At 70.1% G+C, this 26837-nt stretch carries 21 protein-coding genes; 11 read left to right on the forward strand and 10 right to left on the reverse strand.

Annotated features, from left to right (window positions below; genetic code table 11):
* Nucleotides 1-91: 91 nt before the first annotated feature.
* Genes AB0I69_RS39840 through modA form a run of 3 tightly spaced genes read right to left on the reverse strand, consistent with a single transcriptional unit; the run spans nt 92 to nt 2890 of the window.
* On the reverse strand, nt 92-1165 hold the full coding sequence (locus AB0I69_RS39840; protein WP_363100660.1) for an ABC transporter ATP-binding protein: 1074 nt from the start codon (nt 1163-1165) through the stop codon (nt 92-94).
* Between the two features lie 49 nt (nt 1166-1214).
* Nucleotides 1215-2072 carry a molybdate ABC transporter permease subunit gene (gene modB / locus AB0I69_RS39845; RefSeq protein ID WP_363100661.1) on the reverse strand — a complete coding sequence of 286 codons (858 nt, stop codon included), beginning with the start codon at nt 2070-2072 and terminating at the stop codon, nt 1215-1217.
* Entirely contained in the window at nt 2069-2890 is an 822-nt protein-coding gene (modA, locus tag AB0I69_RS39850; protein ID WP_363100662.1) for a molybdate ABC transporter substrate-binding protein, read from the reverse strand. Before modA ends, modB begins: the two co-directional genes overlap by 4 nt.
* A gap of 219 nt (nt 2891-3109) precedes the next feature.
* Between modA and AB0I69_RS39855 the strand changes: the two genes are divergently transcribed.
* A complete protein-coding gene (locus AB0I69_RS39855) occupies nt 3110-3598 on the forward strand; it encodes a molybdopterin-dependent oxidoreductase (protein WP_363100663.1) in 489 nt (162 codons plus the stop codon).
* Here AB0I69_RS39855 and AB0I69_RS39860 read toward each other — a convergent pair.
* Together AB0I69_RS39860 and AB0I69_RS39865 are read right to left on the reverse strand one after the other, a co-directional pair.
* Nucleotides 3513-6251: a molybdopterin cofactor-binding domain-containing protein gene (locus AB0I69_RS39860; protein WP_363100664.1), complete on the reverse strand. Its 2739-nt coding sequence runs from the start codon at nt 6249-6251 to the stop codon at nt 3513-3515. The two genes, AB0I69_RS39855 and AB0I69_RS39860, sit on opposite strands and share 86 nt — an antisense overlap.
* The gene (locus AB0I69_RS39865; protein WP_363100665.1) at nt 6248-7069 is read right to left on the reverse strand and encodes an FAD binding domain-containing protein; all 822 of its coding nucleotides are present in this window, start codon (nt 7067-7069) and stop codon (nt 6248-6250) included. The genes AB0I69_RS39860 and AB0I69_RS39865 overlap by 4 nt, the downstream gene beginning before the upstream one ends.
* 180 nt (nt 7070-7249) lie before the next feature.
* Here AB0I69_RS39865 and AB0I69_RS39870 point away from each other — a divergent pair, with 180 nt between their 5' ends.
* The 3 genes from AB0I69_RS39870 (at nt 7250) to AB0I69_RS39880 (ending at nt 10989) form a co-directional block, all read left to right on the forward strand.
* Entirely contained in the window at nt 7250-8749 is a 1500-nt protein-coding gene (locus tag AB0I69_RS39870) for a helix-turn-helix domain-containing protein (RefSeq protein ID WP_363100666.1), read from the forward strand.
* A 42-nt stretch (nt 8750-8791) separates the two neighbouring features.
* Nucleotides 8792-9724, forward strand: a complete 933-nt coding sequence (locus AB0I69_RS39875; RefSeq protein WP_363100667.1) for a LysR family transcriptional regulator — start codon at nt 8792-8794, stop codon at nt 9722-9724.
* A gap of 104 nt (nt 9725-9828) precedes the next feature.
* Nucleotides 9829-10989 (forward strand): NAD-dependent formate dehydrogenase, encoded by a 1161-nt coding sequence (locus AB0I69_RS39880; protein ID WP_363100668.1) that lies wholly within the window; start codon nt 9829-9831, stop codon nt 10987-10989.
* Between the two features lie 22 nt (nt 10990-11011).
* On the opposite strand, the gene AB0I69_RS39885 is transcribed toward AB0I69_RS39880, so the two are convergent.
* The gene (locus AB0I69_RS39885) at nt 11012-11407 is read right to left on the reverse strand and encodes a helix-turn-helix transcriptional regulator (RefSeq protein ID WP_355903787.1); all 396 of its coding nucleotides are present in this window, start codon (nt 11405-11407) and stop codon (nt 11012-11014) included.
* Nucleotides 11408-11506: 99 nt separating this feature from the next.
* Between AB0I69_RS39885 and AB0I69_RS39890 the strand changes: the two genes are divergently transcribed.
* Nucleotides 11507-12097, forward strand: coding sequence for a DUF1707 domain-containing protein (locus tag AB0I69_RS39890; protein ID WP_363100669.1), 591 nt, complete (start codon nt 11507-11509; stop codon nt 12095-12097).
* Here AB0I69_RS39890 and AB0I69_RS39895 read toward each other — a convergent pair.
* The 3 genes from AB0I69_RS39895 to AB0I69_RS39905 form a co-directional block, all read right to left on the reverse strand.
* Nucleotides 12075-12596 carry a hypothetical protein gene (locus AB0I69_RS39895; RefSeq protein WP_363100670.1) on the reverse strand — a complete coding sequence of 174 codons (522 nt, stop codon included), beginning with the start codon at nt 12594-12596 and terminating at the stop codon, nt 12075-12077. The two genes, AB0I69_RS39890 and AB0I69_RS39895, sit on opposite strands and share 23 nt — an antisense overlap.
* 154 nt (nt 12597-12750) lie before the next feature.
* On the reverse strand, nt 12751-14709 hold the full coding sequence (locus tag AB0I69_RS39900; RefSeq protein ID WP_363100671.1) for an amino acid transporter: 1959 nt from the start codon (nt 14707-14709) through the stop codon (nt 12751-12753).
* A gap of 329 nt (nt 14710-15038) precedes the next feature.
* A complete protein-coding gene (locus AB0I69_RS39905; RefSeq protein ID WP_363100672.1) occupies nt 15039-16643 on the reverse strand; it encodes a Na+/H+ antiporter in 1605 nt (534 codons plus the stop codon).
* 152 nt (nt 16644-16795) lie between these two features.
* Between AB0I69_RS39905 and AB0I69_RS39910 the strand changes: the two genes are divergently transcribed.
* Complete coding sequence (locus AB0I69_RS39910; protein ID WP_363100673.1) at nt 16796-19345, forward strand: ATP-binding protein; 2550 nt, start codon at nt 16796-16798, stop codon at nt 19343-19345.
* Here AB0I69_RS39910 and AB0I69_RS39915 read toward each other — a convergent pair.
* Entirely contained in the window at nt 19323-19859 is a 537-nt protein-coding gene (locus AB0I69_RS39915; RefSeq protein ID WP_363100674.1) for a hypothetical protein, read from the reverse strand. The two genes, AB0I69_RS39910 and AB0I69_RS39915, sit on opposite strands and share 23 nt — an antisense overlap.
* Nucleotides 19860-20118: 259 nt before the next feature.
* On the opposite strand from AB0I69_RS39915, the gene AB0I69_RS39920 reads away from it, so the two are divergent.
* The 5 genes from AB0I69_RS39920 to AB0I69_RS39940 all read left to right on the forward strand — a co-directional run bounded on the left by AB0I69_RS39920 (nt 20119) and on the right by AB0I69_RS39940 (nt 26782).
* On the forward strand, nt 20119-21951 hold the full coding sequence (locus AB0I69_RS39920; RefSeq protein ID WP_363100675.1) for an APC family permease: 1833 nt from the start codon (nt 20119-20121) through the stop codon (nt 21949-21951).
* A gap of 244 nt (nt 21952-22195) precedes the next feature.
* Entirely contained in the window at nt 22196-22285 is a 90-nt protein-coding gene (gene kdpF, locus AB0I69_RS39925; protein ID WP_016434100.1) for a K(+)-transporting ATPase subunit F, read from the forward strand.
* 8 nt (nt 22286-22293) lie between these two features.
* Nucleotides 22294-23973 (forward strand): potassium-transporting ATPase subunit KdpA, encoded by a 1680-nt coding sequence (gene kdpA, locus AB0I69_RS39930; protein ID WP_363100676.1) that lies wholly within the window; start codon nt 22294-22296, stop codon nt 23971-23973.
* Between the two features lie 38 nt (nt 23974-24011).
* The gene (gene kdpB / locus AB0I69_RS39935) at nt 24012-26108 is read left to right on the forward strand and encodes a potassium-transporting ATPase subunit KdpB (protein WP_363100677.1); all 2097 of its coding nucleotides are present in this window, start codon (nt 24012-24014) and stop codon (nt 26106-26108) included.
* 5 nt (nt 26109-26113) lie between these two features.
* Entirely contained in the window at nt 26114-26782 is a 669-nt protein-coding gene (locus AB0I69_RS39940) for a potassium-transporting ATPase subunit C (RefSeq protein WP_363100678.1), read from the forward strand.
* Nucleotides 26783-26837: the final 55 nt, after the last annotated feature.

Here is a 26837-nt window from a genome sequence, read left to right on the forward strand (position 1 = left end):
TCGGCCACCGCACCTCCAGCGATCGGATCGGACGTCACCGCACATCCAACCGCCACGACCACCAACCCGGCCAACCGATGCGGTCACAGCACTAGGCCGGGTACGCGTGCGTCTGGGTTGCCTTGACCGTGGCCCAGACCGACGCGCCCTGGTGCAGGTTCAGTTCGGCTGCTGCGACCGTCGTGAGGTCGGCGGTCAGGGGGAGTTCGCCCGTCAGGTCTACGCGGATCTGGTCGCCGTGGGTTTCCAGGCCCGCTACCTCGCAGTGCCAGAGGTTGCGGGCGCTGGTGCCGGTAGGGCGGTCCCGGAAGAGGGTGACCCCGCTTGGCGGGAATGCCACGAAGACCTCGCCCTGTAGGTCCTCCGTGGTCGTGATCGTGGGGCCCGTGTCGAGGGTGACCGTGTGGCCGTCGGCCGTGCCCTTGTAGAGGTTGAGGCCTACGAGTTGGGCGATGTAGTCCGTGCGCGGGTGGCGGGCGATGTCTGCGGGGGCGCCCTCCTGGACGATCGTGCCCTGCTCGATCACCACCAGGCGGTCGGCCAACACCATGGCGTCCAGCGGGTCGTGGGTGACCAGGACGGCGACCGCCTCGAACTCGGCCAGGTGGCGGCGGAGTTGGGCCCGTACGTCGAGGCGGGTGCGGGCGTCGAGGGCGGCGAGGGGTTCGTCGAGGAGGAGCAGGCGCGGGCGGGTTGCCAACGCTCTTGCCACGGCTACGCGTTGGGCCTGGCCGCCGGAGAGTCTGCGGGGCTTGGCGGCCGCGTGCTCGGCGAGCCCCATGCGGTCCAGCCACTCGGCGGCCACCGCGCGGGACTCCGCCTTCGTCGCGCCCTGGCAGCGTGGGCCGAAGGCGACGTTGTCCAGGGCGGTCAGGTGGGGGAACAGTAGGTAGTCCTGGAAGACGACTCCTACCGGGCGGGACTCCGGTGGTGTGCGGTCCAACTCCGCCCCGTCCAGACGTAGGTGACCGTCCGTCAGGCGGACCAGGCCCGCCAGGGCGCGTAGCGCGGTCGTCTTGCCTGCGCCGTTCGGGCCGAGCAGGGCGACGACGTCTCCGGGGGCGGCGGACAGCGTGACGTCCAGGCGGAACGTGCCGCGGTCCACGACGAGATGGGCGTCGAGGCCCTGGGCGCCGGTGAGTTCGACGTCGGTGGTGTCGGTCATGGCGTGCACGTCCAGGGGGCTGATCTGCGGGCGGTCGTACGGCTGTTGCTCATGACGTGGTCATCCAGCGGTCCCGTAGGCCTGCCAGCACCGCGATCGACACGGCCAGCAGGACCAGGCTCAACGCGATGGCCGCCTCCGGGTCGTTCTGGAGAGCCAAGTAGACCGCCAGCGGCATCGTCTGGGTGCGGCCGGGGAAGTTGCCGGCGAAGGTGATCGTCGCGCCGAACTCGCCCAGCGCACGGGCCCAGGCGAGGACCGCGCCCGCCGCGATGCCCGGGGCGATCAGGGGGAGCGTGACCCGGCGGAACGCCGTGAAGCGGGAGGCGCCCAGGGTTTGGGCCGCCTCCTCGTAGCGGGGGTCTGCGGCACGCAGGGTGCCCTCCACGCTGATGACCAGGAACGGCATCGCCACGAAGGCCTCGGCGACCACGACGCCGGTCGTGGTGAAGGGGAGCGTGATGCCGAACCATGAGTCCAGCCACTGGCCCACGACGCCGTTGCGGCCGAGGGCGAGCAAGAGCGCCACACCGCCGACCACTGGGGGCAGGACCAGCGGGAGCGTCACCAGGGCGCGGACGAAGCCGCGGCCGGGGAACTCCGTGCGGGCCAGCACCCAGGCGAGCGGCACGCCCAGGACCAGGCTCACGGCCGTCGCCGCGGTCGCGCTGAACAGGGAGAGTTGGAGCGCCTGCCAGACCTCCGTGCTGGTCAGCTGGGACGGCAGGGAGCGCCAAGGGGCCCGTACGAGAAGGGCGATCAGGGGGAGGAGCAGGAACGCCAGTCCTACGAGCGCGGGCAGTAGGAGGGGGAGTGGCACTCCCCGCCCCGCCGTCCGGACACGGCGACGCCGCGGCCCGCCCTTGAGGGTCTCGGTCGCGGCGTCGGAGGTGTCGAGCTGGGTCACGGCTTGAGGAAGCCTGCCGCGGACAGCACCTTCTGGCCCTCGGCGGACTGCACCAGCGCGATGAACGCCTTGGCGGCGACGGCGTTGGGCGCGTTCTTGAGGAGGACGATCGGGTAGTCGTTGATGGCGTCGGCGGACTCGGGGAACTCCACGCCCTGCACCTTGCTGCCGGCCGCGTGCACATCGGTCTTGTAGACGACCGCGGCGTCGGCCTCCTTCAGCTCCACCTTCGTCAGAGCGCTCTTCACGTCCTGCTCGTACGACACCGGGGTGAGCTTCAACTTGCTTGCCGTCAGGGCCTTTTGGGCCGCGGCGCCGCACGGCACCGTCTTGTCGCAGAGCACGACCTTCAGCGACGACTTCGTGAGGTCCTTCAGGGAGGAGACCTTGTCGGGGTTGCCCGGCAGGGTGGCGATCTCCAGCTGGTTGCGGACGAAGGTGGCCGGCGTGCCCACCGCGTCCTTCTTGTCCGTCACGATCGCCATGGTCTTGGGGCTCGCGGCGGCGAACACGTCGGCGGGGGCGCCGCCGGTGATGCTCGCGGCGAGGGTGTCGCTGCCGCCGAAGTTGAAGGTGACCTTGGTGCCCGGGTTCGCCTTCTCGAACTCCTTGCCCAGGGTCGTGAACGACTCCTGGAGCGAGGCGGCGGCGAAGACGGTGACGGTGCCGGACATCTTCGGGGACGCGGACGCCGAGGTGTCGGACTTCGAGGAGGACGAGTCGTCGCTGGAGGAGCAGGCGCTCAGGGCCAGCAGCGCGGCGGCTCCAGCACCGGCCACCTGCAGGGTCCGGCGGGTCCGACGCGCGGAACGGGTCATCACGGTTCTACTCCTCTGGTCTCTTCATGAAAGGGGCTCATGAAAGGGGTTGTCGCGCCCTGGGACGACCGCAACGGCCGTGCCGCGATGATACTGCCGCATTTGCAAGGCATAAGTCTCCTGTCGCATCGCATGAGCTGCACTATCCACTTGTGGGATGCGCATGTGCGTTTGTACGGGAGTGCCGTCCGGGTACCACATTCCGGGAGGTGATGGCTCGTGACGCTCGCGCAGCTCGACCTGACCGGGGACCTGGCCCGCCCCGTCCGGCTGACCGTGCCCGACCTGTTCGACTGGCCGCTGCACCGGGTGCGGGTCAGCTTCGAGTGCGCCACCAGCGGCACCCAGGTGCACCGCTTCGCGGGACCGCGGCTCTACGACGTCCTGTCCGCGGCCGGTCCTGGCTTCGACCCCGTCCGCCGCAAGGACCGGTTGCGTTTCCTGATCGCGGTCAGCGGAGCGGACGGGCACCACGCGCTGCTGTCCTGGGCCGAGATCGACCCCGACTTCGCTCATGCCCCTGTTCTGCTCGCTGTCAGCATCGACGACACCCCGTTGGACCGGGCCGGACCGCAACTGGTGCTTCCGCAGGACCGTTGCGGGGCCCGGCACATCAGTGGGATCAGGGCGATACGGGTGGACGGCGGGTATGGGGCGCCTTGGTCAGTGCCAGCCACACCCGGTCGCGGGTCAGCGGAAGTTCGGTGAAGCGCACGCCTGTTGCGTCCCGCAGGGCGTTGGCGAAGGCGGGTGCGACCGGGTTGAAAGGGCTCTCGCTCATCGACTTGGCGCCCAACGGGCCGATGGCGTCCGCCGTTTCCATGAAGTGGACCTCGGTGCGCGGTACGTCCGCGTACTGGGGGAGCCGGTAACGCCGGAAGTCTGCCGTCTCCACCGCACCCTGCCCGTCGATGCGGACGTTCTCGAAGAGGGTCGCGCCGAGCGCTTGCGCGACCCCGCCCTCCACCTGGCCCCGGCACTGCATCGGGTTCATCACCTTGCCCGCGTCGGCCGCGTGCACGCTTCGCAGGATGCGGATCTCGCCGGTGCCCGGATCGACGGCGACCCTGAACCACTGCGCGTTGAAGGCCACCGAGCGGGGCGTTCCGCCGAAGTGCCCGTCGGCGGTGAACTCCACGCCGACCGCCGCACCCGCCGCGTGCAGCTCCTTCAGGGTGAGACGGCCGCCCGGGTGCAGTACGGATTCCTCGGCCAACGTGCAGGCTGAGCACGGGAGTTGGAGATGGGCGGCGGCGAAGTCGAGCAGCTGGTCGGCGAGGGCGCGGGCGGCGCGGAGGGTGGCCTTGCCCGCCACCACCGTGCCCGTGGAGGCGAAGGCGCCCGTGTCATGGCGTACGACGTCCGTGTCGGACTGGCGGACGGTGATCCGGTCGACGGTGGTGGCGAGTTCACCGGCCGCGATCTGGCGGTGGACCGTGGTGGTGCCGTTGCCGAACTCCGCTGTGCCTACGGCGAGATCGAAGCCGCCGTCGGGGAGCAGGCTCGCCTTCGCGTCGGCGATGTGGCCGCCGGGTGGGCCGGTCGCGATCATCGCCAATGCTGCTCCTTCGCCCACCAGCCAGCCGTCAGGAGCCGCGTCCCAGGGTTCGGTCTGCGCGCGGCGCACGATCGACACGCACTGGTCGAGGCCGTAGCTCGCGATGTGCAGGTCCTCCTCCTCGCCGCCTGGAGACAGCATCGGCTCGCCGGGGCCGATGATGTTCTTCGCCTTGAACTCCAGCGGGTCCAGGTCCAGTTGACGGGCGAGTTCGTCGAGGGCCGACTCCACGGCGAACATCACCTGGCCGAGGCCGTAGCCGCGGAAGGCGCCCGCCGGGACGGTGTGCGTGTAGACCGAGAAGGCGTCGACCTTCTTGTGCGGGGCGCGGTGGACGGCCATCGACTCGCCGACGCTGTGGAACATGACGGCGGGGCCGTGGTTGCCGTAGGCGCCCGTGTCGGCGACAACTCGTAGCTGGAGTGCGGTGAGTTGGCCGTCGCGGCGGGCGCCCGCCTTGACGTTGATCGTGAACGGGTGGCGGGTGGTCGCGCCGTAGAACTGTTCGGCGCGGGTGTACTCCAGTTTCACCGGGCGGCGCAGGCGCAGGACCGCGAGGGCCACGATGTCCTCGACGAGCATCTCCTGCTTGCCGCCGAAGCCGCCGCCGACCCGGCCGGCGACGACCCGGACCTGCTCCTCGGGGAGGTCGTACAGCGCGCAGAGGGCGCGGCGGGTGAGGAACGGGGTCTGTGAACTGGTGCGTACCGTAAGCCTGTTGTCCTCGTCGAACCACGCCACCGCGCCGTGCGTCTCCAGGCTGGCGTGCTGGACGCGCTGGGTGCGGTAGGTGTCCTCGTAGACGGCGTCGGCGTCCGCGAAGCCCGCTTCCACACTGCCGATCTCGCCGTGTGCCTCGCCGACCACGTTGTCGTGGGGGCGCGAAATCCTCGCCGTAGCAGCGTCCTTGTCGTGGACGACCGGGGCGCCGGGGCGCATAGCCTCCTCCGGGTCGAGGACCGAAGGGAGGATCTCGTACGTCACCTCGATGCGCCTGCAGCCTTCCTCCGCGGCGGCCTCGCTGTCGGCGACGACTGCGGCTACGCGTTGGCCGACGTAGCGGACCGTGTCGTCGAGGACGCGGGTGTCGTCCGGGTCCTCCGTGGGGTGCTCGTGGCGGGCCGTGGAGAAGTGGCGTTCAGGGGCGTCGTAGTGGGTGAACGCTGCGTGCACGCCCGGGACTTGCAGGGCTGCGGTGGTGTCGATCGCGGTGATGCGGGCGTGGGCGTGCGGGGAGCGGAGGAGCTTCATGTGGAGCAGGTCGGGGACGTCGATGTCGAAGGTGTAGCGGGCCGTTCCCGTGACCACTTGGGGGCCGGCCGGGGCGGGGAGGTTGCGGCCGACTGCCTCGCCCGCGCCCGGCGCCTCGGCGTGGCAGACGCCTCGTACCGCGTCCTCGATGGCGCGGTAGCCGGTGCAGCGGCACAGGTTGCCCTTGAACGCCCTTGGGAGGTCGGTGAGTTGGTCCTCGTTCAGGGCGGCCGTCGTCATCAGGAAGCCGGCTGTGCAGAAGCCGCACTGGAAGCCCTGGGCGTCGAGGAACTTCCGCTGTACCGGGTGGAGTTCGCCGTCCTTGGCGGCCAGCCCCTCGACCGTGGTGACGGTGTGGCCGTCGGCGCGGAAGGCCGGGTAGAGGCAGCTGTGTACCGGCTCGCCGTCCACGTGGACCGTGCAGGCGCCGCAGTCACCCGCGTCGCAGCCCTTCTTCACGCCGAACCAGCCGCGCTCGCGGAGGTAGGTGCGCAGGCACTGACCCGGGCGGGGTTCTTCGGCGAAGGAGCGGCCGTTGATCTCGATCTTCATGCTGCCGCCTCTTCCAGCTTCCGGCGGATCTCCTCCGCGTACCGGAACGTCATGTGTGCCCGCCACTCGGGCAGCCCGTGGATGTCGTCGAACCACTCGTCGTCCGCGATGGAGGAGGCGATGGCTGTGCGCAGTTGCTCCGCTGTCGGTGGCAGGGGGAACCACAGGCGGAACGGGCGGACCGTCGACGCGGTGATCGTCAGCGCGAGTGAGCCGTCGAGCGGGTCCAGGGTGCCGATGACCAGGACTCCGGAGCGGCCGAGGCCGTAGAGCGAGGCCTGGCGGAAGGCCGTACGGCAGGTCAGGGCGCGGGCCGGGACGGTGATCGAGCGGAGGAGTTCGCCGTCGGCGAGGTCCTTGCGGCCTGCGCCGGTGACGAAGTCGGCGACGCGGACCCGGCGCCGTAGGCCGTCCTGGGACAGGAGGAGGCACTCGGCGTCCAGGGCGGCCGTGAGGGAGATCATCGGGCCTGCGGGGAGGGCGTTGCAGAGGTTGCCGCCGACCGTCGCCATGTTCCAGATCTTGAAGGAGGCGAGGAAGGCGCGGCAGCACTGCTCGAAGAGCGGGGCCGCGGCGGTCGTCAACTCCTGCGCGAAACGGGAGAGTTGGGCGATCGTGCAGGTCGCGGCGATCTCCAGGGAACCGTCCGGGTGCCGCTCGACGGGCGTCCAGCCGGTTCGGCTCAGGTCCACCAGGCGGCGCAGGTGCGGTTGCGGCTCGGAGAAGAGATACGTGCCGCCGCCGAGCCAGGCGTCGCTCGGCCGCCAGGGTGTCGGCTGCCGGGCGTCGAGGATCTCGGCCACCGTGTTCAGGTCCATGACCGCCAGTGAAGCAACGCGGACCGGGTCCGGACGACTGGTTCACAGCACGGAAAAGCCGACGTTCCACGGCCGGACACTGGAGGATCAACCAAGAGGCGTTTCGGCCGATTGGTCTTGCACTTACCATGCAATCACTCGCATTCACCTGGCGAATGCGAGATACGAGGAGCCGGAACCATGCACGTCGAACACCTTCTTCAGGACGAGTCCCTCGGCCTGCGCCTGCTGTGGGCCGAGGACGCCCAGCTGGCCCGGGAGATCAGCGGAGTGACCGTGACCGACCTGGAGGACCCCGCGCGGTTCGTGCGGCGGGACGAGGTCGTGCTGAGTGGGCTCGTGTGGTGGTCCGCCGAGGACGGGCCCGGGCGGGCCGAGCGGTTCGTGTCCGCTCTGCGTGGTGCGGGGGCCGCCGCGCTGCTCGCGGGGGAGGAGACGCACGGCTCGGTGCCGGACGATCTTGTCGAGGCCTGTGTGCGGCACGGGGTTCCGGTGGCCGCCGTACCGGCGCACATCATGTTCCGGGCGATCACCGACACCGTGTACCTCGGGCGGTGGGGCGAGCTGAGCCGTCAGCACACCTTGCCGGAGAAGGTGCGGGGGCGGCTGAGTCGGATGACCGCGCAGGGTGCGGGGCCGGGGGTGATTCTGGCGACTGCTTTCGCTCATCTTGAACGAGCCGTCGCGTATGTCCTCACGCCCTCCGGTCGGACGGTCGCGGCTACGCCGGGTGCGGACGCGATACCGGTGGGGAAGGCGGCCGGGCTGCTGGCGGAGGCCGTGCCCGTCGATGCCGACGGGGTCTCGCCGTACGAGCGTTGGCATCTCTACCTTCCCGACCCCGACGACGCGCCGCCGCGCATGCTGCACGAGCTGGCCTCGGTGCTGGGGCGTTGCCAGGAGGCGCGGGTGCGAGCGCGGGCCGAAGAGCGGCAGACGGCCGATGAGTTGGGGGCGTTGCTCGCCGTGCCGGGTGTCGATGGTGCGGCTGTGGCGGCGGCGGTACGGGCCTGTGGGTTGCCGGACGACGGGCCGTATCGGGTGCTCGTCGCGGAGACTGGGGCGCAGCGGGCGGGGCTGGCGGAGGGGGCGTTGGCGGAGGTGGTCGCGCATGCGGTGCCGGAGGGTACGACGGTTGCGGGTGCTGTGGGGCGGTTGCCGGACGGTGTCGCGTTCGCGGTCGTGGCCGGGGCGGAGGCCGATGTGCTGCACGAGGTGTGGCCGCTCGTCGCCGCAGCCGAACCGGCCGTGCCGCTCTACGGCGGGACCGGGGCGCCCGTTACCGCCGCGCGGGAGCTCAACGGGGCGCTGGCGGAGGCGCGTTACGCGCTTGCCTCGGCGCGGAGCACCGCTGCGGTGGGCGGGCCGGCGCTCACCGATGCCGCGACGCTCACGGGGCTCGATGCGCTTCTCACCGGTGTTCCGGCCGAGGTCCGTACCGCCTACAGCCGGACCGTTCTCGGTGAACTGCGGTCCAACGCCGTCCTGTTGGAGACTCTGGAAACCTTCCTGGCCTGCGACGGTTCCTGGGCGCGGACGGCGGAGGCGCTGCATCTGCACGTCAACTCCGTGCACTACCGGATCGGGCGCATCGAGCACTTCACCGGCCGTGACCTCTCCCGCCTCTACGACCGACTCGACCTGTGGGCGGCCCTGTTGTGCCGGACGGACAGCGCCTAACCTGCACGTTCCTACGTTCCGACATTCCAGGGGAGGTTGGGCGTGCTGCTGCGTCAGCTGGAGTACCTGGTCGCGCTCGCCCGTCAGCGGCACTTCGCGCGCGCTGCCGCGGCCTGCTATGTCTCGCAGCCTTCGCTCTCGGCCGCGATCCGGCGTCTGGAGCACGAGTTGGACGTGCCGATCGTGCGGCGCGGCAGACGGTACGAGGGGCTGACCCCGGAGGGCGAGGTGGTGTTGGCCTGGGCGCACCGCATCCTGGCCGAACAGGACGCGCTGCGCCAGGAGTTGTCGGCGCTGCGGGGCGGACTGACCGGCACGCTGCGGCTGGGCGTGGTGCCGACCGCGCTGCCCGCCGCCTCCCTCCTCACCACCCCGTTCTGCGTACGGCATCCCCACGCCCGGGTCGCCCTGGAGTCGCTGTCGTCCGTCGGCATCACCCAGGGACTCGCCGAGTTCGAGCTGGACGCGGCGATGACGTACCTGGACGACGACACCCTCCGCAACGTCCGCCGCCTCCCGCTCTACGAGGAGCGGTACGTCCTCCTGACCCCCGTCGACGGACCGCTCGGCGGTGTCTCCAGGGCGAGTTGGGCACAGGCGGCCACGCTTCCCCTCTGTCTGCTCAACACACGGATGCGCAACCGCCGCATCATCGACGAGTGCTTCGCCGCCGAGGGCGCGACGGCCTCCCCCGCGGTCGAGTCGGACAGCGTCGCGGGGCTGTACACGATGCTGCCCGGGGGCCGTTGGTCCAGCGTGATCTCGCACGCCTGGCTGCACATGTTCGACGTGCCGGACGGCATGCGGGTCGTACCACTGAACGGGCCTGCGCACGGTCCCCGGGTCGGACTGGTCGTCGCTCGCAGCGAGCCCCGATCGGTGCTGGCGGAGGCGCTGTTGAAGGTGGCCAGGGAGGCGGGCGTACGGGACGCGCTCGACGAGCAGCTCACCGCCCACCTGGGCGACGTTCGCTGATAGGCGTCGGCTATCCGGGCATAGCGACGTTCGCTTTGACCAGGGCGATCGACCCCGAGGATCGTGAAGTGCATCTTCCGACAACGGAGTTGAGGAGCCGCGACATGGCCAAGGTTCTCTGTGTCCTGTACGACGACCCCAAAGACGGATACCCGACCTCGTACGCCCGCGACGACCTGCCTGTGATCGACCACTACCCGGGCGGGCAGACCACCCCCACTCCCGAGGCGGTCGACTTCACCCCGGGGCACCTCCTCGGCAGCGTTTCCGGTGAACTCGGCCTGCGCGCCTACCTGGAGGCGGCCGGGCACACCCTCGTCGTCACCTCCGACAAGGACGGCGAGGGCTCGGTCTTCGACCGTGAACTGGTCGACGCCGACATCGTGATCTCGCAGCCGTTCTGGCCCGCGTACCTCACCCCGGAGCGGATCGCCGCCGCCAAGAACCTCAAGCTGGCGGTCACCGCCGGCATCGGCTCCGACCACGTCGACCTCGACTCGGCGATCTCGCACGGCGTGACGGTCGCCGAGGTGACGTACTGCAACAGCATCAGCGTCGCCGAGCACGTCGTGATGATGACGCTGTCCCTCGTGCGCAACTACCTGCCGTCCCACCAGGTCGTGCTCGACGGCGGCTGGAACATCGCGGACTGCGTGGCCCGTTCGTACGACCTCGAAGGCATGCACGTCGGAACGGTCGCCGCCGGGCGGATCGGGCTCGCTGTGCTGCGGCGGCTCGCGCCCTTCGACGTCAAGCTGCACTACACCGACCGGCACCGGCTCCCCGAGGACGTGGAGCGGGAGTTGGGGCTGACCTGGCACGAGAGCGCCGAGGACATGGTGCCGCACTGCGACGTCGTGACCATCAACGCGCCGCTGCACCCCGAGACGGAGGGGCTGTTCGGCGACAAGCTGCTCGCGCAGATGAAGCGCGGGGCGTATCTCATCAACACCGCGCGGGCGAAGATCGTCGACCGTGATGCCGTCGACCGGGCGCTGCGCAGTGGGCAGTTGGCGGGTTACGCCGGTGACGTGTGGTTCCCGCAGCCCGCTCCGGCGGACCATCCGTGGCGCACCATGCCGCACCACGGGATGACCCCGCACATCTCCGGGTCGTCGCTGTCGGCGCAGGCCCGGTACGCGGCAGGCACGCGGGAGATCCTGGAGGCGTTCTTCGCGGGGCGGCCGATCCGGGACGAGTATCTGATCGTGGACGGGGGCGCGTTGGCGGGTACCGGCGCGCACTCCTACTCGGTCAACAAGTGACGGGGGGAGGCCACGGCCCGCTTCACACCCGGTCGATGTGCACGTTCGTCGACTTCACGCGGGCGGTGGCCTCCATGCCCACCTCCAGGCCGAGTTCCTCGACGGCCTCGCGGGTCAGCAGGGAGACCAGCCGGTGCGGGCCCGCCTGGATCTCGACCTGGGCCGCGACGTCGCCGAGCTTGATCGCGGTGACGATGCCGGGGAAGGCGTTGCGCACCGAGGTGTAGGAAGGGTCCTCCTCGACACCGCCCGCCTTCGCCAACTCGACCGAGAACGCGGCCAGGGCGACCCCGTCGATGAGACGACGCCCGCCCTCGTCGCGGTGGGTCGTCACCCGACCCGCGTCCGCCCACCGGCGCGCGGTGTCCGGGCTCACGCCGAGCAGCCGCGCCGCCTGGCCGATTGTGTAGGACTGCATACGCGCCACCCTAGGGCCAGAAACGAAAGACGGTGGACCGGGGGGTTGGCGCTGAGGTATAACGCGATATAGCGTCAGTCCGTCGATCGGGGTGAGGGTATGTCGGGTGAACTGATGGGCACGACCGCGTTGCGAGCCTCGCACGCGGACCGGGACCGCGTCGTGGACGTGCTGACCGGCGCGGCCGGTGACGGACGGCTGACCACCGAGGAGCTGGACGAGCGCGTGGAGGCGGCCCTGACTGCCCGCACGCTGGGGGAGTTGGCGGTTCTGACGGCCGATCTGCCGGTGGTGGCCGGTGCGGTCGCGGCGGAGGTCAGGGATGTCGTGCGCATCGAGCAGCACGGCGGTTCGGCGCACCGCGGCGACGGCTGGGTGGTGCCGCGCAGGCTGGAGATCCGGTCGAGCCTGGGCGATGTGACCCTCGACTTCACGCGGGCGGTGATCACCGAGGGCACGTTGCACATCGACCTGGACATGCACCTGGGTGCGCTGCGACTGGTGATCCCGCCGGGCGTCGTGGTGGACACCGACTCCCTGGTGTTCAGCTACGGGAAGATCAAGACGCGCGGGCGCGCCGACGCCGGTGCGCCGGTCGACCTGCGGATCGAGATCGTCGGGCAGATACGGCTCGGGAAGGTCGTGGTGCGCCGGACGCGGCGCGCGGTCAGGAAATCCCCGACGCCCTGAGGACCGACCGCGCGGTCTCGTCGTCGATCAGATGGCCCAGGTGACGCCGGACATCGGTGCCCTGGCGCAGTGTGCCGCGTTCCGTCGAGTGCCGCATGCCCGTGTCCAGCTCGTGCCAGAGCAGGGGGTTGGCGACCAGGACCCGGGGGTCCAGTTCGAGCCAGTGCCCGTGCGCGTCGCGCAGGACCAGGCGGGCGGAGACGTCGCCGTACTGCCGTACGACGGTCAGTGCGTCCGTGTGCACGGTGCGGCGGAGCAGCGGGCTGTCCACGGTGAGCCAGCCGGGGCCCGCGGTGACGCGGTGCGGCAGCAGGACGGCGAAGAGCGCCGCCGACAGGGCGAACCACAGCAGTGCGCGAGTCAGGGTCAGCGTTCCCGCGTTCCAGTCGACCAGCAGAGTCATGCCGAGGAAGCCGAGCGCGCAGCCCGTCGCCAGCCGGGCGTCGCCACGCCAGTGGCGGTCGCCGGCCGGGTCCGGTGGTGGTGCGCTGTGCCGCATGAGGCCGACCGTAGGCCGCCACGAGCGCGGTGCGGGGGCCGCTGACGGGGCTCTTACGCGGAGGGACCGGATTTTGTCGTGCCTCTTACGGTGATGTCGGCTTGCGCAACCACGAACGGTCGGCCGGTGTCCATACGCGGACCCCGTGTGCCGGTCAGCCGGTGTGTACGCGCGGGCGCCGTGCGCGGTCCGGTTCCGCCTCGCGCAGGACCTCGCGGGTGACCGGGGCGACCTCGCCCTGCCCGAAGAGGAAGAAGCGCAGGAAGTTGGCGAAGGGGTTGCCCTCGGTCCACTCGAAGTAGATGTGCGGGGTGCGGCCCGTCGTGTCGCGGACGTGGAGGAGCAGCGCGGCCAGGGCGTTGGGGATGGAGGAGGACTCCAGGGTCAGCACCCGGTAGCGGTTGTGGAGGACCTCGCCGCGCACGGTCAGGCCCGCCTCGAACTCGGAGGCGTCGAGGACCGTCACCTCCACGAAGACGAAGTCCTCGCCGGGGATGTCGTTGTCGTTGCGGATCTGCTCGATCTTGTCCCGGTACTCGGCCTTGTCGCGCCGGTCGGGCTCGTTGGCGACGAAGCGGATCTTCCGGCTGGCCATGTCGCGGATGAATCGTTCCGCCATGGAGTCCAACTGCACGCTCGTCACGCGCAGTTCGAAGGCGCGGGCCAGCCGGGACAGCAGGGAGACCAGGATGATGCCGGCGATGAAGCAGGCGCCGATCTTCACACCGTCGGGGCGTTCGATGACGTTCACGACGGTGACGTAGAGGAGGACCGCGGAGACGATGCCGAAGACGACGGTCCAGTTGCGCTGCTGGGCGCGGCGGGCCGCGATGGTCACCGCGATGGCCGCCGAGGACATCAGGACGAGGACGCCGGTGGCGTAGGCGCCGCCCTGGGCGTCGACGCTGGCGTCGAAGATCCAGGTGACCAGGAACGCGATCAGCGTGAAGACGATCACCATGGGGCGCACGGCGCGGGCCCAGTGCGGGGCCATGCCGTAGCGGGGCAGATAGCGCGGCATCAGGTTGAGCAGGCCGGCCATCGCGGAGGCGCCGGCGAACCACAGGATGGCGATCGTGGAGACGTCGTAGACCGTGCCGAAGGCGTTGCCCAGGTACTCGTGCGCGAGGTAGGCGAGCGCGCGGCCGTTGGCCTGGCCGCCGGCCTTGAACTCCTTCTCCGGGATCAGCACGGTGGTGATGAAGCTGGTGGCGATCAGGAACACGCTCATGATGAGCGCGGCGGTCGTCAGCAGCTTCTTGGTGTCGCGGATACGGCCCTTGGGGTTCTCGTGGGTGTCGTCGGGGTCGCCCTCGACGTGCGGCATGACGGCCACGCCGGTCTCGAAGCCGGAGAGGCCGAGCGCCAGCTTGGGGAAGACCAGCAGGGACACACCGATCATCGCGAAGACGTTGCCGTGCTCGGTGGTCAGGGCGCTGGTCCAGTCGGTGACCACATGGCCCTCGGTGGCCACGTGCCACATGCCGACGATCACGACCACCACGTTGAGGCTGAGATAGGCCGCCACCAGGTACACGGCGACGCCGATCGCCTCCATGAAGCCCTTGAGGAACACCGCGCCGAGCAGGGCCACCAGGATGAGCGTGATCAGCATCTGCTTGTCGTGCAGCACGCTCGTCAGGTGCGGGTTCTCCACGAGGTGGGTGGAGGCGTCCGCCGCCGACAGGGTGATCGTGATCAGGAAGTCCGTCGCCGCGAACCCGAGCAGGGTCAGCACGAACAGCTTGCCCTTCCAGAACGACAGCAGCCGCTCCAGCATCGCGATCGAACCCTCGCCGTGCGGACTCTCCTCGGCGACCCGCCGGTACACGGGCAGGGCGCCGGCCAGGGTGACGATCACGAGCACGATCGTCGCGACGGGCGAGAGCAGTCCGGCCGCGAGGGCCGCGATGCCCGGCTGGTAGCCGAGGGTGGAGAAGTAGTCGACACCGGTCAGGCACATCACCCGCCACCAGCGCTGCCCCTGGTGGACGTGCTGCTCCGGCTCCGGCGCGGCCTGCGAAGCGTGCGAGCCGCCCTTGCCCATGTCGGCCAGGCCCTCCAGCATCCAGGCGCGCATACGACTGGGAGGAGGGTGTTCGGTCGTGGCCATCGGCGTGCTCCTGAGCTGCGGGTCAGCGTGCGGTTTCTGGCCATCACGCGGACGGCGGCACCAGCGTAAGCGGAGAGTGACGCGTGGGCCCACGGATGCGGGGGCCTTCGGCGTCAATCTTGCGTTAAGACTGGCCGGGTTGCCGGAGGAGGCGCATCAGGAAAGGGGGGATGGGGCTGGTTGGGGGTGCGTTGGGCTGTATGGGGGGCGCGGGCGGGCGGTACGGGGTGGTGGACACCGAGCGTTACCGCGGGCGGGGTGCTGCGGTCGAGGTTGGGGCCGGGGCGGGCTGTGGCCGATGCTCGCGGAGTTCCGGGGAGTCAGGGGAGTCACACGTCCGCCAGCCTCGCCTCCTCCAGGTCCAGCGATCGCTGGAGCCGTCTGCGGGTCGTGTCGCTGATGGCGTGGTCGTCGTAGAGGCGCTGTAGTTCGACCGTCTCGACGGCGATCAGGTCGCGGCGGAGTTGGCGGTAGACCAGGTCGGCCGATTCCGCGTGGGCCGCTTGGCCGTTGTTGTCGGAGAGGCGGTCTCGGGCGTCGTCCAGGCGGGCGTTGAGGCCGCGGCGGAGGCGGTCGAGGACGACGTCCGGTACGGCTTCCAGCTCGGCGAGTTCGTCGAGGCGGCGGATGCCCGCGTCGGCCAACCGGCAGCGGGCGGACGCCTCTTCGCGTTCCGTGTGGTCGGGTTCCAGGGCGATTCCGGAGCGGCGGACCACCGGCGCGAGCGTGAAGCCCTGCACGACGAGGGTGACGACCACGACCGAGGTGGTGAGGACCAGGACCAGGGGGCGGTCGGTGAGGGTGGCGCCGGTCTTGGTCACCTCGGGGATCGACAGGGCCGCGGCCAGCGGGAGGACACCCCGGGTGCCCGCCCACGTCAGCACCATCGGCACCCGCCAATTCACCCTGTGCACCCCGCCCTTGCGCTGCACCACCGCCGACAACGGCGCCAGCCACAGCAGTCGTACGGCGATCAGGGTGCCCGCCACCGCGAACGCGTACAGCGGCCACGCGCGGTCGCCGTCGGACAGCGCCCGCACCTGCGCGGGCAGCGCCAGTCCGATGAGCGAGAACACCACGCTCTCCAGCAGGAACACCACCGTGCCGTAGACGGCGTGCAGTTGGAGCCGGATGCGGGCGTTGGTGAGCCGGTCGCCGCGACCGCCGAGGACGACCCCGGCGACCACGACCGAGGTCACGCCGGAGGTGTGGGCGCCCTCCGCCAGGACGTAGGCCGCGTACGGGGTGACCAGGGCGATCACCGTCTCCAGGACCGGGTCCTCGGTGCGGCGCCGGATCAGTGTCACGACGTAGGCGACGGCCGCCCCGATGACCGTGCCGCCGCCCGCGAGCACGACGAACTCACCGCCCGCAGCACCCCAGTTGGCCGCCGCCGAGGCCACGGCGACGCTCACCGCGACCCGGAAGAGGACCAGCGAGGTCGCGTCGTTGAACAGGGACTCCGCCTGGACGAGCACCTGGACACGGGGTGGCAGGGCGAGCCGTCGGCCCAGCGCGGTGACGGCGACCGGGTCGGTGCTGGCCAGGACCGCGCCGAGCACGAGCGCCATCTGCCAGGAGAGCGGGGTCACCGTCGACGCGACCCAGCCGACCGCCGCCGCCGACGCGAGGACCAGGCCGATCGCGAGGATCCCGACCGGCTTCCACACCGCCTTCAGCTCGCGCCACGACATGTCCTCGGCGCTGGCGTACAGGAGTGGCGGCAGGACGACCAGGCCGATCACGTCGGGGCTGATCTCGATCGACGGGGTGCCCGGCAGCAGTGCTACGGCGAGACCGGCGACCACGAGGAGGGAGGGTGCGGGAATCCGCCACCGGCGGGCGAACGTCGCCACCAGCGTCGCCAGTACCACGAGAGCGAGAACCGTACCGACGCTGCGCATGCCGTCCCCCTGGGGCTTGGACGAGCCCATGCGGACTCCCCGCCGACCAGACTTCCCGGCACACCACGGTCACCCTAACCCGGCCCGGCGCCGTCAAGACAGTGTCAACGTCCTCGCGGGCGGCGCCAGGGACGCATCAAGAAGCCTGCCCGCGGGCCTGCGGAGCGCTTCTCTGGGAGGCGATGAACGACGTACTACGACGCGGGCGACTGAAGGTCTACCTCGGTGCGGCCCCGGGTGTCGGCAAGACCTACCGCATGCTCGACGAGGCACGGCGCCGGGCCGCTCGCGGCGCCGATGTGGTGGTGGGGTTCGCCGAATGCCACGGGCGCCCGCGCACCGAGTCGATGCTTGACGGCCTGGAGGTCGTCGCGCGGGCCCAATGCGACTACCGGGGCGGGGAGTTCGAGGAGATGGACCTCGCGGCGGTCCTCGAACGGCGCCCGGAGGTGGCCGTCGTCGACGAGTTCGCGCACAGCAACGTGCCCGGCGGTGGGCGCAACGCCAAGCGCCGGCAGGACATCGACGTGCTGCTCGCGGCCGGCATCGACGTCGTCACCGCCGTCAACGTGCAGCACCTGGCCTCCCTCAAGGACGTCGTCGAGAAGATCACCGGGGTCCCGCAGCACGAGACGGTGCCCGACGACGTCGTACGCCGGGCCCAGCAGATCGAGCTGATCGACATGCCGCCCGAGGGACTGCGGCGCCGCATGGCGCACGGCAACATCTACACGCCCGAGAAGATCGACGCGGCCCTCGCCAACTACTTCCGGCCCGGAAACCTCACCGCCCTACGGCAGTTGGCGCTGCTGTGGGTCGCCGACCGGGTCGACGAGGCGCTGCATGCGTATCGTGCCGAGCACGCCATCGGCGGGGTGTGGGAGACCCGGGAGCGGGTGGTCGTCGCCCTCACCGGCGGGCCCGAGGGCGACACACTCATCCGGCGGGCCGCCCGCATCGCCGACCTCCCCCACTCTCGGCTTCGCTCGACCGGGGGGACCCCCATCGCCGGCGGTGACCTGCTCGCCGTGCACGTGGCCCGCAGCGACGGACTCGCCGCCGGGGTGTCCCATGCCTCCCTCGCTCGGCAGCGGCGCCTTGTCGAGGACCTCGGCGGCAGCTACCACTCGGTGGTCGGCGACGGTGTCGCCACCGCCCTGGTCGAGTTCGCCCGCACCGAGAACGCCACCCAACTCGTCCTCGGCACCAGCCGCCGGGGCAGGTTCGAGCGGTTCCTGACCGGACCCGGCACGGGCGAGACCGTGACCGAGTTGTCCGGTGACATCGACGTCCATCGAGTCACGCACGAGCGCGCCGGACGCGGCACGCTGCTACCGTCCGGGCGGCGTACGTTGTCGACGGCACGGCTGATTGCCGGTCCGGTGACGGGACTTGTGCTGCCGGTGCTGCTCACCGTCTGCCTCGCCCAGGTGCGCGGCACGGTCAACCTCACCAGCGAGGCACTGCTGTTCCTGCTCGCCGTCGTCGGCGTCGCCTGCATAGGCGGCGTCACCTCGGCGGTCATCGCGTCCGTGACCGCCTCGCTGCTGCTCAACTACTGGTTCATCCCGCCCATCGGCCAGTTCACCCTGGACGACCCCAACGCCCTTTTGGCGCTAGGGGTGTTCACGGTCGTGGCGGCGACCGTGGCCGCCGTGGTCGACCGTTCGCTACGACTGTCCCGGCGCTCGGCGCGTGCCACCGCCGAGGCCGAGACGATGTCGTCCCTCGCGGGCAGCATCGTGCGCGGCGGCCAGACGATCCCGGCGCTCCTGGAACGCACCCGCGAGACCTTCGGCACCGACTCGGCGGAACTCGTCGACGAGCCACCGGATCACGAAGTCGGCGCCGGTGCCACCACCGTCCCGGCCGGCCCCGGCGCCTTCCTCGTCCTGCGTGGACGCACCCTGTCCTCCTCGGAGCGCCGGGTGCTCGCCGCCTTCGCCGCGCACGTCGGCTCCGCCGTCGAGCGGGCCCAACTCGCCGAAGCAGCAGCCGAGATCGAGCCGGTGAAGGCCGCCGACCGGCTGCGTACCGCGCTGCTGCGGGCCGTGGGACACGATCTGCGGACTCCGCTCGCGGCGGGCTGGGCGGCCGTGACCTCGTTGCGCGGGCGGGACGTGGAGTTCTCGGAAGAGGACCGGGACGAACTCCTCGCCACCGCCGACGAGTCCATGGCCAAGCTGAACCGGTTGCTGGAGAACCTCCTCGACCTCAGTCGGCTGGAAGCGGGTGTCCTCCCGCTGAACCTGCGGGCCACGAGCCTGGAGGAGGTATTGCCGATGGCGCTCGCGGACGTGCCCGATGTGGATCTGCGGGACGTGGAGTCGATTCCGCCGGTGCTCGTCGATCCGCCGCTGCTGGAGCGCGTGATCGCCAACCTGGCCGGAAACGCGGCCCGGCACACCCCGGCCGGGCGGCGGGTCATGGTCACCGCCAGTGCGCTGGGCGGCCGGGTGGAGTTGAGGGTCGTGGACCGAGGGCCTGGGCTGCCAACTACCGGACGTGAGACGCTCTTTGAGCCCTTCCAGCGGCTCGGTGACACGGACAACACCACCGGGCTCGGGCTGGGCCTCGCCCTCGCGCGCGGCCTCACCGAGGCGATGAACGGGACGCTCACGCCCGAGGACACACCGGGCGGCGGCCTGACCATGGTCGTGTCCTTGCCGCTGGCCGAACGGGCAGATCTAGCAGCCTCAACTGCGGTTGTCACTCCAGGCCCGACACCTTGAACACGGTTTCCGCGGTCTCGCGCTCCACGCGTTCCGCGATCCGGCGCAGCGCGGTCGCCCCGCACGTGAGCGAGCCGGAGGCGAGGGACCGGCGGGTGTCCTCGGAGACGCGGTGCCACAGGTCGGGGTTGTGCACCAGCACATCGGGATCGATCTTGACCCGGCCGCCCAACTCGTCCCGCAGCAACAGCCGTTGAGAGACGCCGTCCAGACAGCGCACCGACACCAGCCGGTCCGTGCGGACGCGTCGCTCGCGCAGCAGCCCGCGTGCGGACAGCCAGCCCTCGCCCGCCCGGACCCGGGCCGGGTACAGCACCACGAGCAGCAGTACGGCGAGGGTGAGCCAGAGCGCGCCGCGCCGGAGGGTGAGATGCCCGCTGAAGTGGTCGACGAGCAGCAGGAGTCCGAGCAGCGCGCCCGCGCAGCGGAACGTGTCGCGCAGGTCCCGCGCCCACCGGCGGTCGTGTGCCACTGCCCGCGGCTGCTGCGCGTGTGCGTCGTCGGGGCGTCCCATGGTGGCGACGGTAGGGACTCCGGACGTACGGAGGCCGGGCCTTGACGCGACTCTGACGGGCGGCCCGCGCTTCTTGACGCCGTCGCAGCGGCAGAGGGCAGTCGCGCAGGTCACACGCTCGTCAAGTTCGTGTCAAGGAACGCGTGTTCGGCGCGAAGAAGACGCAAGGAGAAGGGGAAACCGGCGGCGGCGGGACGCAACCTGGAGCGCACTCGCGCGTTCCCGTCACCGCGCGTCCGTACGTGAAGGAGTCACCAGCATGACCGTTCTGACCGTCCAGCCGGGCGCGACGCCGGCCGACGAGGAGCCTCCGGATACCGGCGAGCGTCATCGGCTGACCGCCCTCGCCGGGTTCGCCGCCCTCTCCCTGGACGCCATGGCGTCGGTGGCCTACGGTCCCGAGGCGATCGTCCTCGTGCTGGCCGCCGCCGGTGCGCACGGGCTCGGCTTCACCCTGCCGGTCACGCTCGCCATCGCCGCCCTGCTCGCGGTGCTCGTCGCCTCGTACCGGCAGGTGATCGCGGCCTTCCCGGACGGCGGCGGCTCCTACGCCGTGGCGAAGACCCACCTGGGCGCGCGGACCAGCCTGGTGGCGGCGGGCTCGCTGGTGCTGGACTACGTACTGAACGTGGCCGTGGCCGTCACCGCCGGAGTCGCGGCGCTCACCTCCGCTTTCCCGTCGCTCTACGGTGAACGGCTGTGGCTCTGCCTGGCGGTGTTGACACTGGTCACAGCTGTGAACCTGCGCGGGATCGCCGAGTCGGCGCGGGTGTTCATCGTGCCGACCGTGGTGTTCATCGGCTCGATCTTCGTCCTGATTGTGATCGGACTCTTTCGCGATGCGCCTGTGAACCGGGTCAACAGCGAGTCCGTGGTGACCGGCAATGCCACAAGCGTCGGTGTCCTGCTCCTGCTGAAAGCATTCGCCTCCGGCTGCAGCGCCCTCACCGGCGTCGAGGCCATCGCCAACGCCGTGCCCTCCTTCCGCGCACCCCGGGTCAAGCGGGCCCAGCGCGCGGAGGTCGCCCTCGGCGCGGTGCTCGGCGTGATGCTGATCGGCCTGTCGGTCCTGATCTCCCGCTTCCACCTCCAGCCGGTCCAGGGAGTCACCGTCCTCGCCCAGCTCGCGGACGCCTCCCTCGGCCACAACTGGGCTTTCTACGTCATCCAGTTCGCGACGATGATCCTGCTCGCCCTCTCCGCGAACACGTCCTTCGGCGGGCTGCCGGTGCTGCTGAAGCTGCTCGCCCGGGACAACTACCTCCCGCACGTCTTCGCCCTCAAGGCCGACCGCCAGGTGCACCGGCACGGCGTGCTCGCGCTGGCCGCGGTGTCGGCGGCCCTGCTGGTGTTCTCCGGGGGTGACACCAACACCCTCGTGCCGCTCTTCGCGATCGGTGTCTTCGTCGGCTTCACCGTCGCCCAGGTCGGCATGGTCCGGCACTGGCGCGGCGAACGCGGACCCGGCTGGCGCGGCAAAGCTCTCCTGAACGGCTTCGGCGCGGTCCTCACCGGCGTCGCGGCCGTCGTCGTCACCGCGAGCAAGTTCGAGGAGGGCGCCTGGCTGATCGTGATCACCCTGCCGCTGCTCGTGCTCGCCTTCGAGACCGTGCACCGCGCCTACGCGCACATCGGCGAACGGCTCGGCCTCGGCCGTATCCCGGAACCCCCGCACCGTGACCGGTCGGTGGTGATCGTGCCGGTCTCGTCCCTGTCCCGGCTCACCTCCGAGGCCCTGACGGCCGCCGCCTCCCTCGGCGACGAGGTGCGCGCGGTCACCGTCTGCTACCCCGACCCCGAGGACCGCGCCCACCTCCACGCCCTGGAGCGGGACTGGGCCCAGTGGAACCCCGGCGTACCCCTGGTCCGGCTCGCCTGCGAACGCCGCACGCTGGGCCGCCCCATCGCCGCCTACGTACGGGACGTGTCGGCGACGGAACCGGACACCCGGGTCACCGTCCTGATCGCCGAGGTGGAGCCGGTACGGCTGTGGCAGCGGCTGCTGCAGAACCAGCGGGGGGCCGTCGTCGCCCATGCGGTACGGCGGGACACGGACGCGGTGATCTGCCGGTTGCGGTTCCGGTTGTTCTGACGCGGGGGCGAGGCGCACACGCCGACTTCGCACTGTCGCCGTAAGAGTCGCGTCAAAGGCGTGTGCGCCGCCGTAAGGGACACGTCAACGGTGGCCAAATCCGGTCACGGGCGCGGTTACCTCTAAGCGTCCGTTCGATCCGAACCTCATTCCAGGAGCTCACGATGGCCGATCTGGCCTTCGTCGTCACCACGATCGCGGTCTTCGCGCTGGTGGCCCTCGTCGCCAAGGGGGTGACGAAGCTGTGACCGCCGAGAACATCGTCGGCCTCGTCGTGGCCGTCGCCCTGCTGGGCTATCTCGTCCTCGCCCTGATCTTCCCGGAGAGGTTCTGAGCCACGACATGGGTCCCGTACTCGCAGGCGTCCTCCAGTTGCTCGCCCTCATAGGCGCGCTGGCACTCGCCTACATCCCCCTCGGCAACTACATGGCCAGGGTCTACTCCTCCGACAAGCACTGGCGGGTCGAGAAGTGGATCTACAAGGGCATCGGTGCCGATCCGAACACCGAGATGCGCTGGCCCGCGTACCTGCGCGGCGTGCTCGCCTTCTCGGCGGTCGGTGTTCTCTTCCTCTATCTCCTCCAGCGGATCCAAGGGATCCTGCCTGGCTCGTTGGGCTTCTCCTCGGTCAATCCGGCGCAGTCGTTCAACACGGCCGTGTCGTTCGTGACGAACACCAACTGGCAGTCGTACTACGGCGAGCAGACCATGGGTCACGTCGTGCAGACCGCCGGTCTCGCCGTGCAGAACTTCGTCTCCGCGGCCGTCGGTATCGCCGTGGCCGTGGCTCTCGTACGCGGCTTCGCGCGCTCGCGCACCGGTGAACTCGGCAACTTCTGGGCCGACTTGGTGCGTGGCGTCATCCGCATCCTGGTGCCGCTGTCGGTCGTCGCCGCGCTCGTGCTCGTGGCGTGCGGCGCCATTCAGAACTTCTCCGGCATTCACGAGGTCGGGCAATTTTTTAATGGGCGCAGCATGGGCGGGCACCAGCAGTGGAACGGCGGCGCGGTCGCCTCGCAGGAGGCCATCAAGGAAGTCGGCACCAACGGCGGCGGCTACTTCAACGCCAACTCCGCCCACCCCTTCGAGAACCCGACGCCCTTCACGAACCTCTTCGAGATCTTCCTGCTGCTGGTCATCCCGTTCGCACTGACCCGCACCTTCGGCGTGATGGTCGGCTCGATCAAGCAGGGCTACGCGATCCTCGCCACCATGGCCACCATCTGGGTCGGCTTCGTCGCCCTGATGATGTGGACCGAATTCGCCCACCACGGCGCGGCGTTGCAGGCCGCGGGCGGAGCGATGGAGGGCAAGGAGACGCGCATCGGTGTCGGCGCCTCCTCGATCTTCGCGGTGTCGACGACGCTGACCTCGACGGGCGCGGTGGACTCCTTCCACTCCTCGTTCACCGGTCTCGGCGGCGGAATCACCATCCTGGGAATGCAGTTGGGCGAGATCGCGCCCGGTGGTACCGGCTCCGGGCTGTACGGAATGCTGATCATGGCAGTCATCGCGGTGTTCATCGCCGGGCTCATGGTCGGCCGTACGCCCGAGTACCTGGGCAAGAAGATCGGCACCCGCGAGATGAAGCTCGCGGCCTGCTACATCCTGATTACCCCGGCCCTGGTGCTGATCTTCGCGGCCGCCTCCATGGCGCTGCCGACCCCGCCGCACTCCATGCTGAACTCCGGCGCGCACGGCTTCTCCGAGGTGCTGTACGCCTTCACCTCAGCCGCCAACAACAACGGCTCGGCATTCGCCGGTCTGAACGCGAACACCGACTGGTTCAACACCATGACCGGACTCGCGATGGTGCTCGGCCGTTTCCTGCCGATGGTGTTCGTGCTGGCGCTGGCCGGTTCGCTCGCCGAGCAGAAGCCGGTGCCGGTCACGGCAGGAACTCTGCGCACCGAAAAGCCGCTGTTCACCGGCCTGTTGGTGGGCGCGATCCTCATCATCACCGGTCTGACCTACTTCCCGGCGCTGGCGCTGGGACCGCTGGCCGAGGGGCTGGCGTCATGACCACCCGCATAGACAACCAAGAAAACCAAGAGGACTCGATGTCCACTGCCACTCCGACCCGGGCGCCGCACAGCGATGTGCCGACCGGTCACAAGGACGAGGGACGTGTCGGCGCGGGCCTGTTCGACCCGAAGCAGCTGATCAGGTCCCTGCCCGACGCCTGCCGCAAGCTGGACCCGCGGGTGATGGTCAAGTCGCCCGTGATGTTCGTGGTGTGGATCGGGTCCGTGCTGACCACGATCTTCTCCTTCAAGGACCCGGGCGACTGGTTCGGCTGGGCGATCAGTGTCTGGCTGTGGCTGACCGTCATCTTCGCCAACCTGGCGGAGGCCGTCGCCGAGGGCCGCGGCAAGGCGCAGGCCGACACCCTGCGCAAGGCCAAGACCGACACGGTGGCCCGTCGCCTCAACGGCACCGTCGAGGAGCAGGTCCCCGGCACCGAGCTGCGTATCGGTGATCTGGTCGTCTGCGAAGCCGGCGACATCATCCCCGGCGACGGTGACGTCGTAGAGGGCGTCGCGAGCGTCGACGAGTCGGCCATCACCGGCGAGTCCGCGCCCGTCATCCGTGAGTCCGGCGGCGACCGCAGCGCTGTCACCGGTGGTACGAAGGTCCTCTCCGACCGCATCGTCATCAAGATCACGACGAAGCCCGGCGAGACCTTCATCGACCGGATGATCGCCCTGGTCGAGGGCGCCGCCCGGCAGAAGACGCCCAACGAGATCGCCCTGAACATCCTGTTGGCGTCCCTCACCATCGTGTTCCTGCTCGCCTGTGCCACGCTGCCGCCGTTCGCCGACTACGCGGGCACCCACCTGACGATGATCGTGCTGGTGGCTCTGCTGGTCTGCCTCATCCCGACCACGATCGGCGCGCTGCTCTCCGCGATCGGCATCGCGGGCATGGACCGCCTCGTCCAGCGGAACGTACTGGCCATGTCCGGCAGGGCAGTTGAGGCCGCGGGCGATGTGTCCACGCTGCTGCTGGACAAGACCGGCACCATCACCCTCGGCAACCGTCAGGCCTCCGAGTTCGTACCGGTGACCGGCACCACCGAGGCCGAGGTGGCCGACGCCGCCCAGCTCTCCTCGCTGGCCGACGAGACGCCCGAGGGCCGTTCCATCGTCGTCCTCGCGAAGGAGAAGTACGGCCTGCGCGAGCGCCACCAAGGCGAGTTGGCCCACGCCGAGTGGATCGCCTTCACCGCCCAGACCCGTATGTCGGGTGTGGACGTCGACGGGCGCAAGATCCGCAAGGGCGCGGCCGGTTCGGTCGTCACCTGGGTCCGGGAGCGGGGCGGCGAGGTGTCCGAGGATGCCGGAGCGCTCACCGACCGGATCTCCGCGGCCGGCGGCACCCCGCTGCTCGTGGCGGTCGAAGACACCGAAGGCGCACGGGTGTTGGGCGTCATCCACCTCAAGGACGTCGTCAAGGCGGGCATGCGCGAACGGTTCGACGAGCTGCGCCGCATGGGCATCAAGACCGTCATGATCACGGGCGACAACCCGCTGACCGCCAAGGCGATCGCCGAGGAGGCGGGCGTCGACGACTTCCTCGCGGAGGCCACTCCCGAGGACAAGATGGCGCTCATCAAGCGGGAGCAGGCCGGCGGCAAGCTGGTCGCGATGACCGGTGACGGGACGAACGACGCGCCCGCGTTGGCCCAGGCGGACGTCGGCGTCGCGATGAACACGGGCACGTCGGCCGCGAAGGAGGCCGGCAACATGGTCGACCTCGACTCGAACCCGACCAAGCTCATCGAGATCGTCGAGATCGGCAAGCAACTCCTCATCACCCGGGGCGCGTTGACGACGTTCTCCATCGCCAACGACGTCGCGAAGTACTTCGCGATCATCCCGGCGCTGTTCGCGGCCGTCTACCCGGGCCTGGACAAGCTCAACATCATGCACCTGGCCTCGCCCGACTCCGCGATCCTCTCCGCGGTCATCTTCAACGCGCTGGTCATCATCGCGCTGGTCCCGCTCTCCCTGCGGGGCGTGCAGTACCGGCCGGTCAGCGCCGACAAGATGCTCCGCCGCAACCTCGGGATCTACGGCATCGGCGGACTGATCGCCCCCTTCATCGGCATCAAGATCATCGACCTCCTCATCTCACTCATCCCCGGAATCGGCTGATCGGCATGAACAACTCGCTATCGAATACAGCCCGGTTGCTCTGGGCGGGCCTGCGCGCCCTGCTCGTGCTGACCCTGGTGACGGGCGTCATCTACCCGCTGGTCGTCACCGGCATCGCCCAGGGGATCTTCCCCGGCAAGGCGAACGGCTCGGAGATCAAGGCGGACGGCAAGGTCGTCGGCTCCTCGCTCATCGGGCAGTCGTACAACCTGCCGTTGAAGAAGGGCCAGGAGACCCCGGACCCGGACCTGAAGTGGTTCCAGGGCCGCCCGCAGAACGGTCTCGGCGCCAACAGCATCAACACCCAGTACAAGCTGATCCTCTCCGGTGCCACCAACCTCTCCGCCGACAGCAAGGTGCTGGTCCAGCAGGTGAAGGACGCCAAGGCCGCCGTCATCAAGGACAACTCGGTGCCCGGCTACACGGTCAAGGCGTCCCAGGTGCCCGCCGACGCGGTGACGTCCTCCGGCTCCGGCCTGGACCCGGACATCTCCCCGGCGTACGCGGACCTCCAGGTCCACCGCATCGCCGAGAAGAACGGCCTGTCCGTCGCCCAGGTGCGGAAGCTGGTCGACGCGCACACCGACGGCCGCACCCTCGGCTTCATCGGCGAGCCCACAGTGAACGTGCTGGAGCTCAACATCGCGCTCAAGTCCCTTGTGACGAAGAGCTGATGGCGTTACGCGACCGGCAGGGGAGTCGGCGACCCGGGAGAGATCCCGGCGCCGC

The organism is Streptomyces sp. NPDC050508 (genome assembly GCF_040655155.1).
GTDB lineage: Bacteria > Actinomycetota > Actinomycetes > Streptomycetales > Streptomycetaceae > Streptomyces.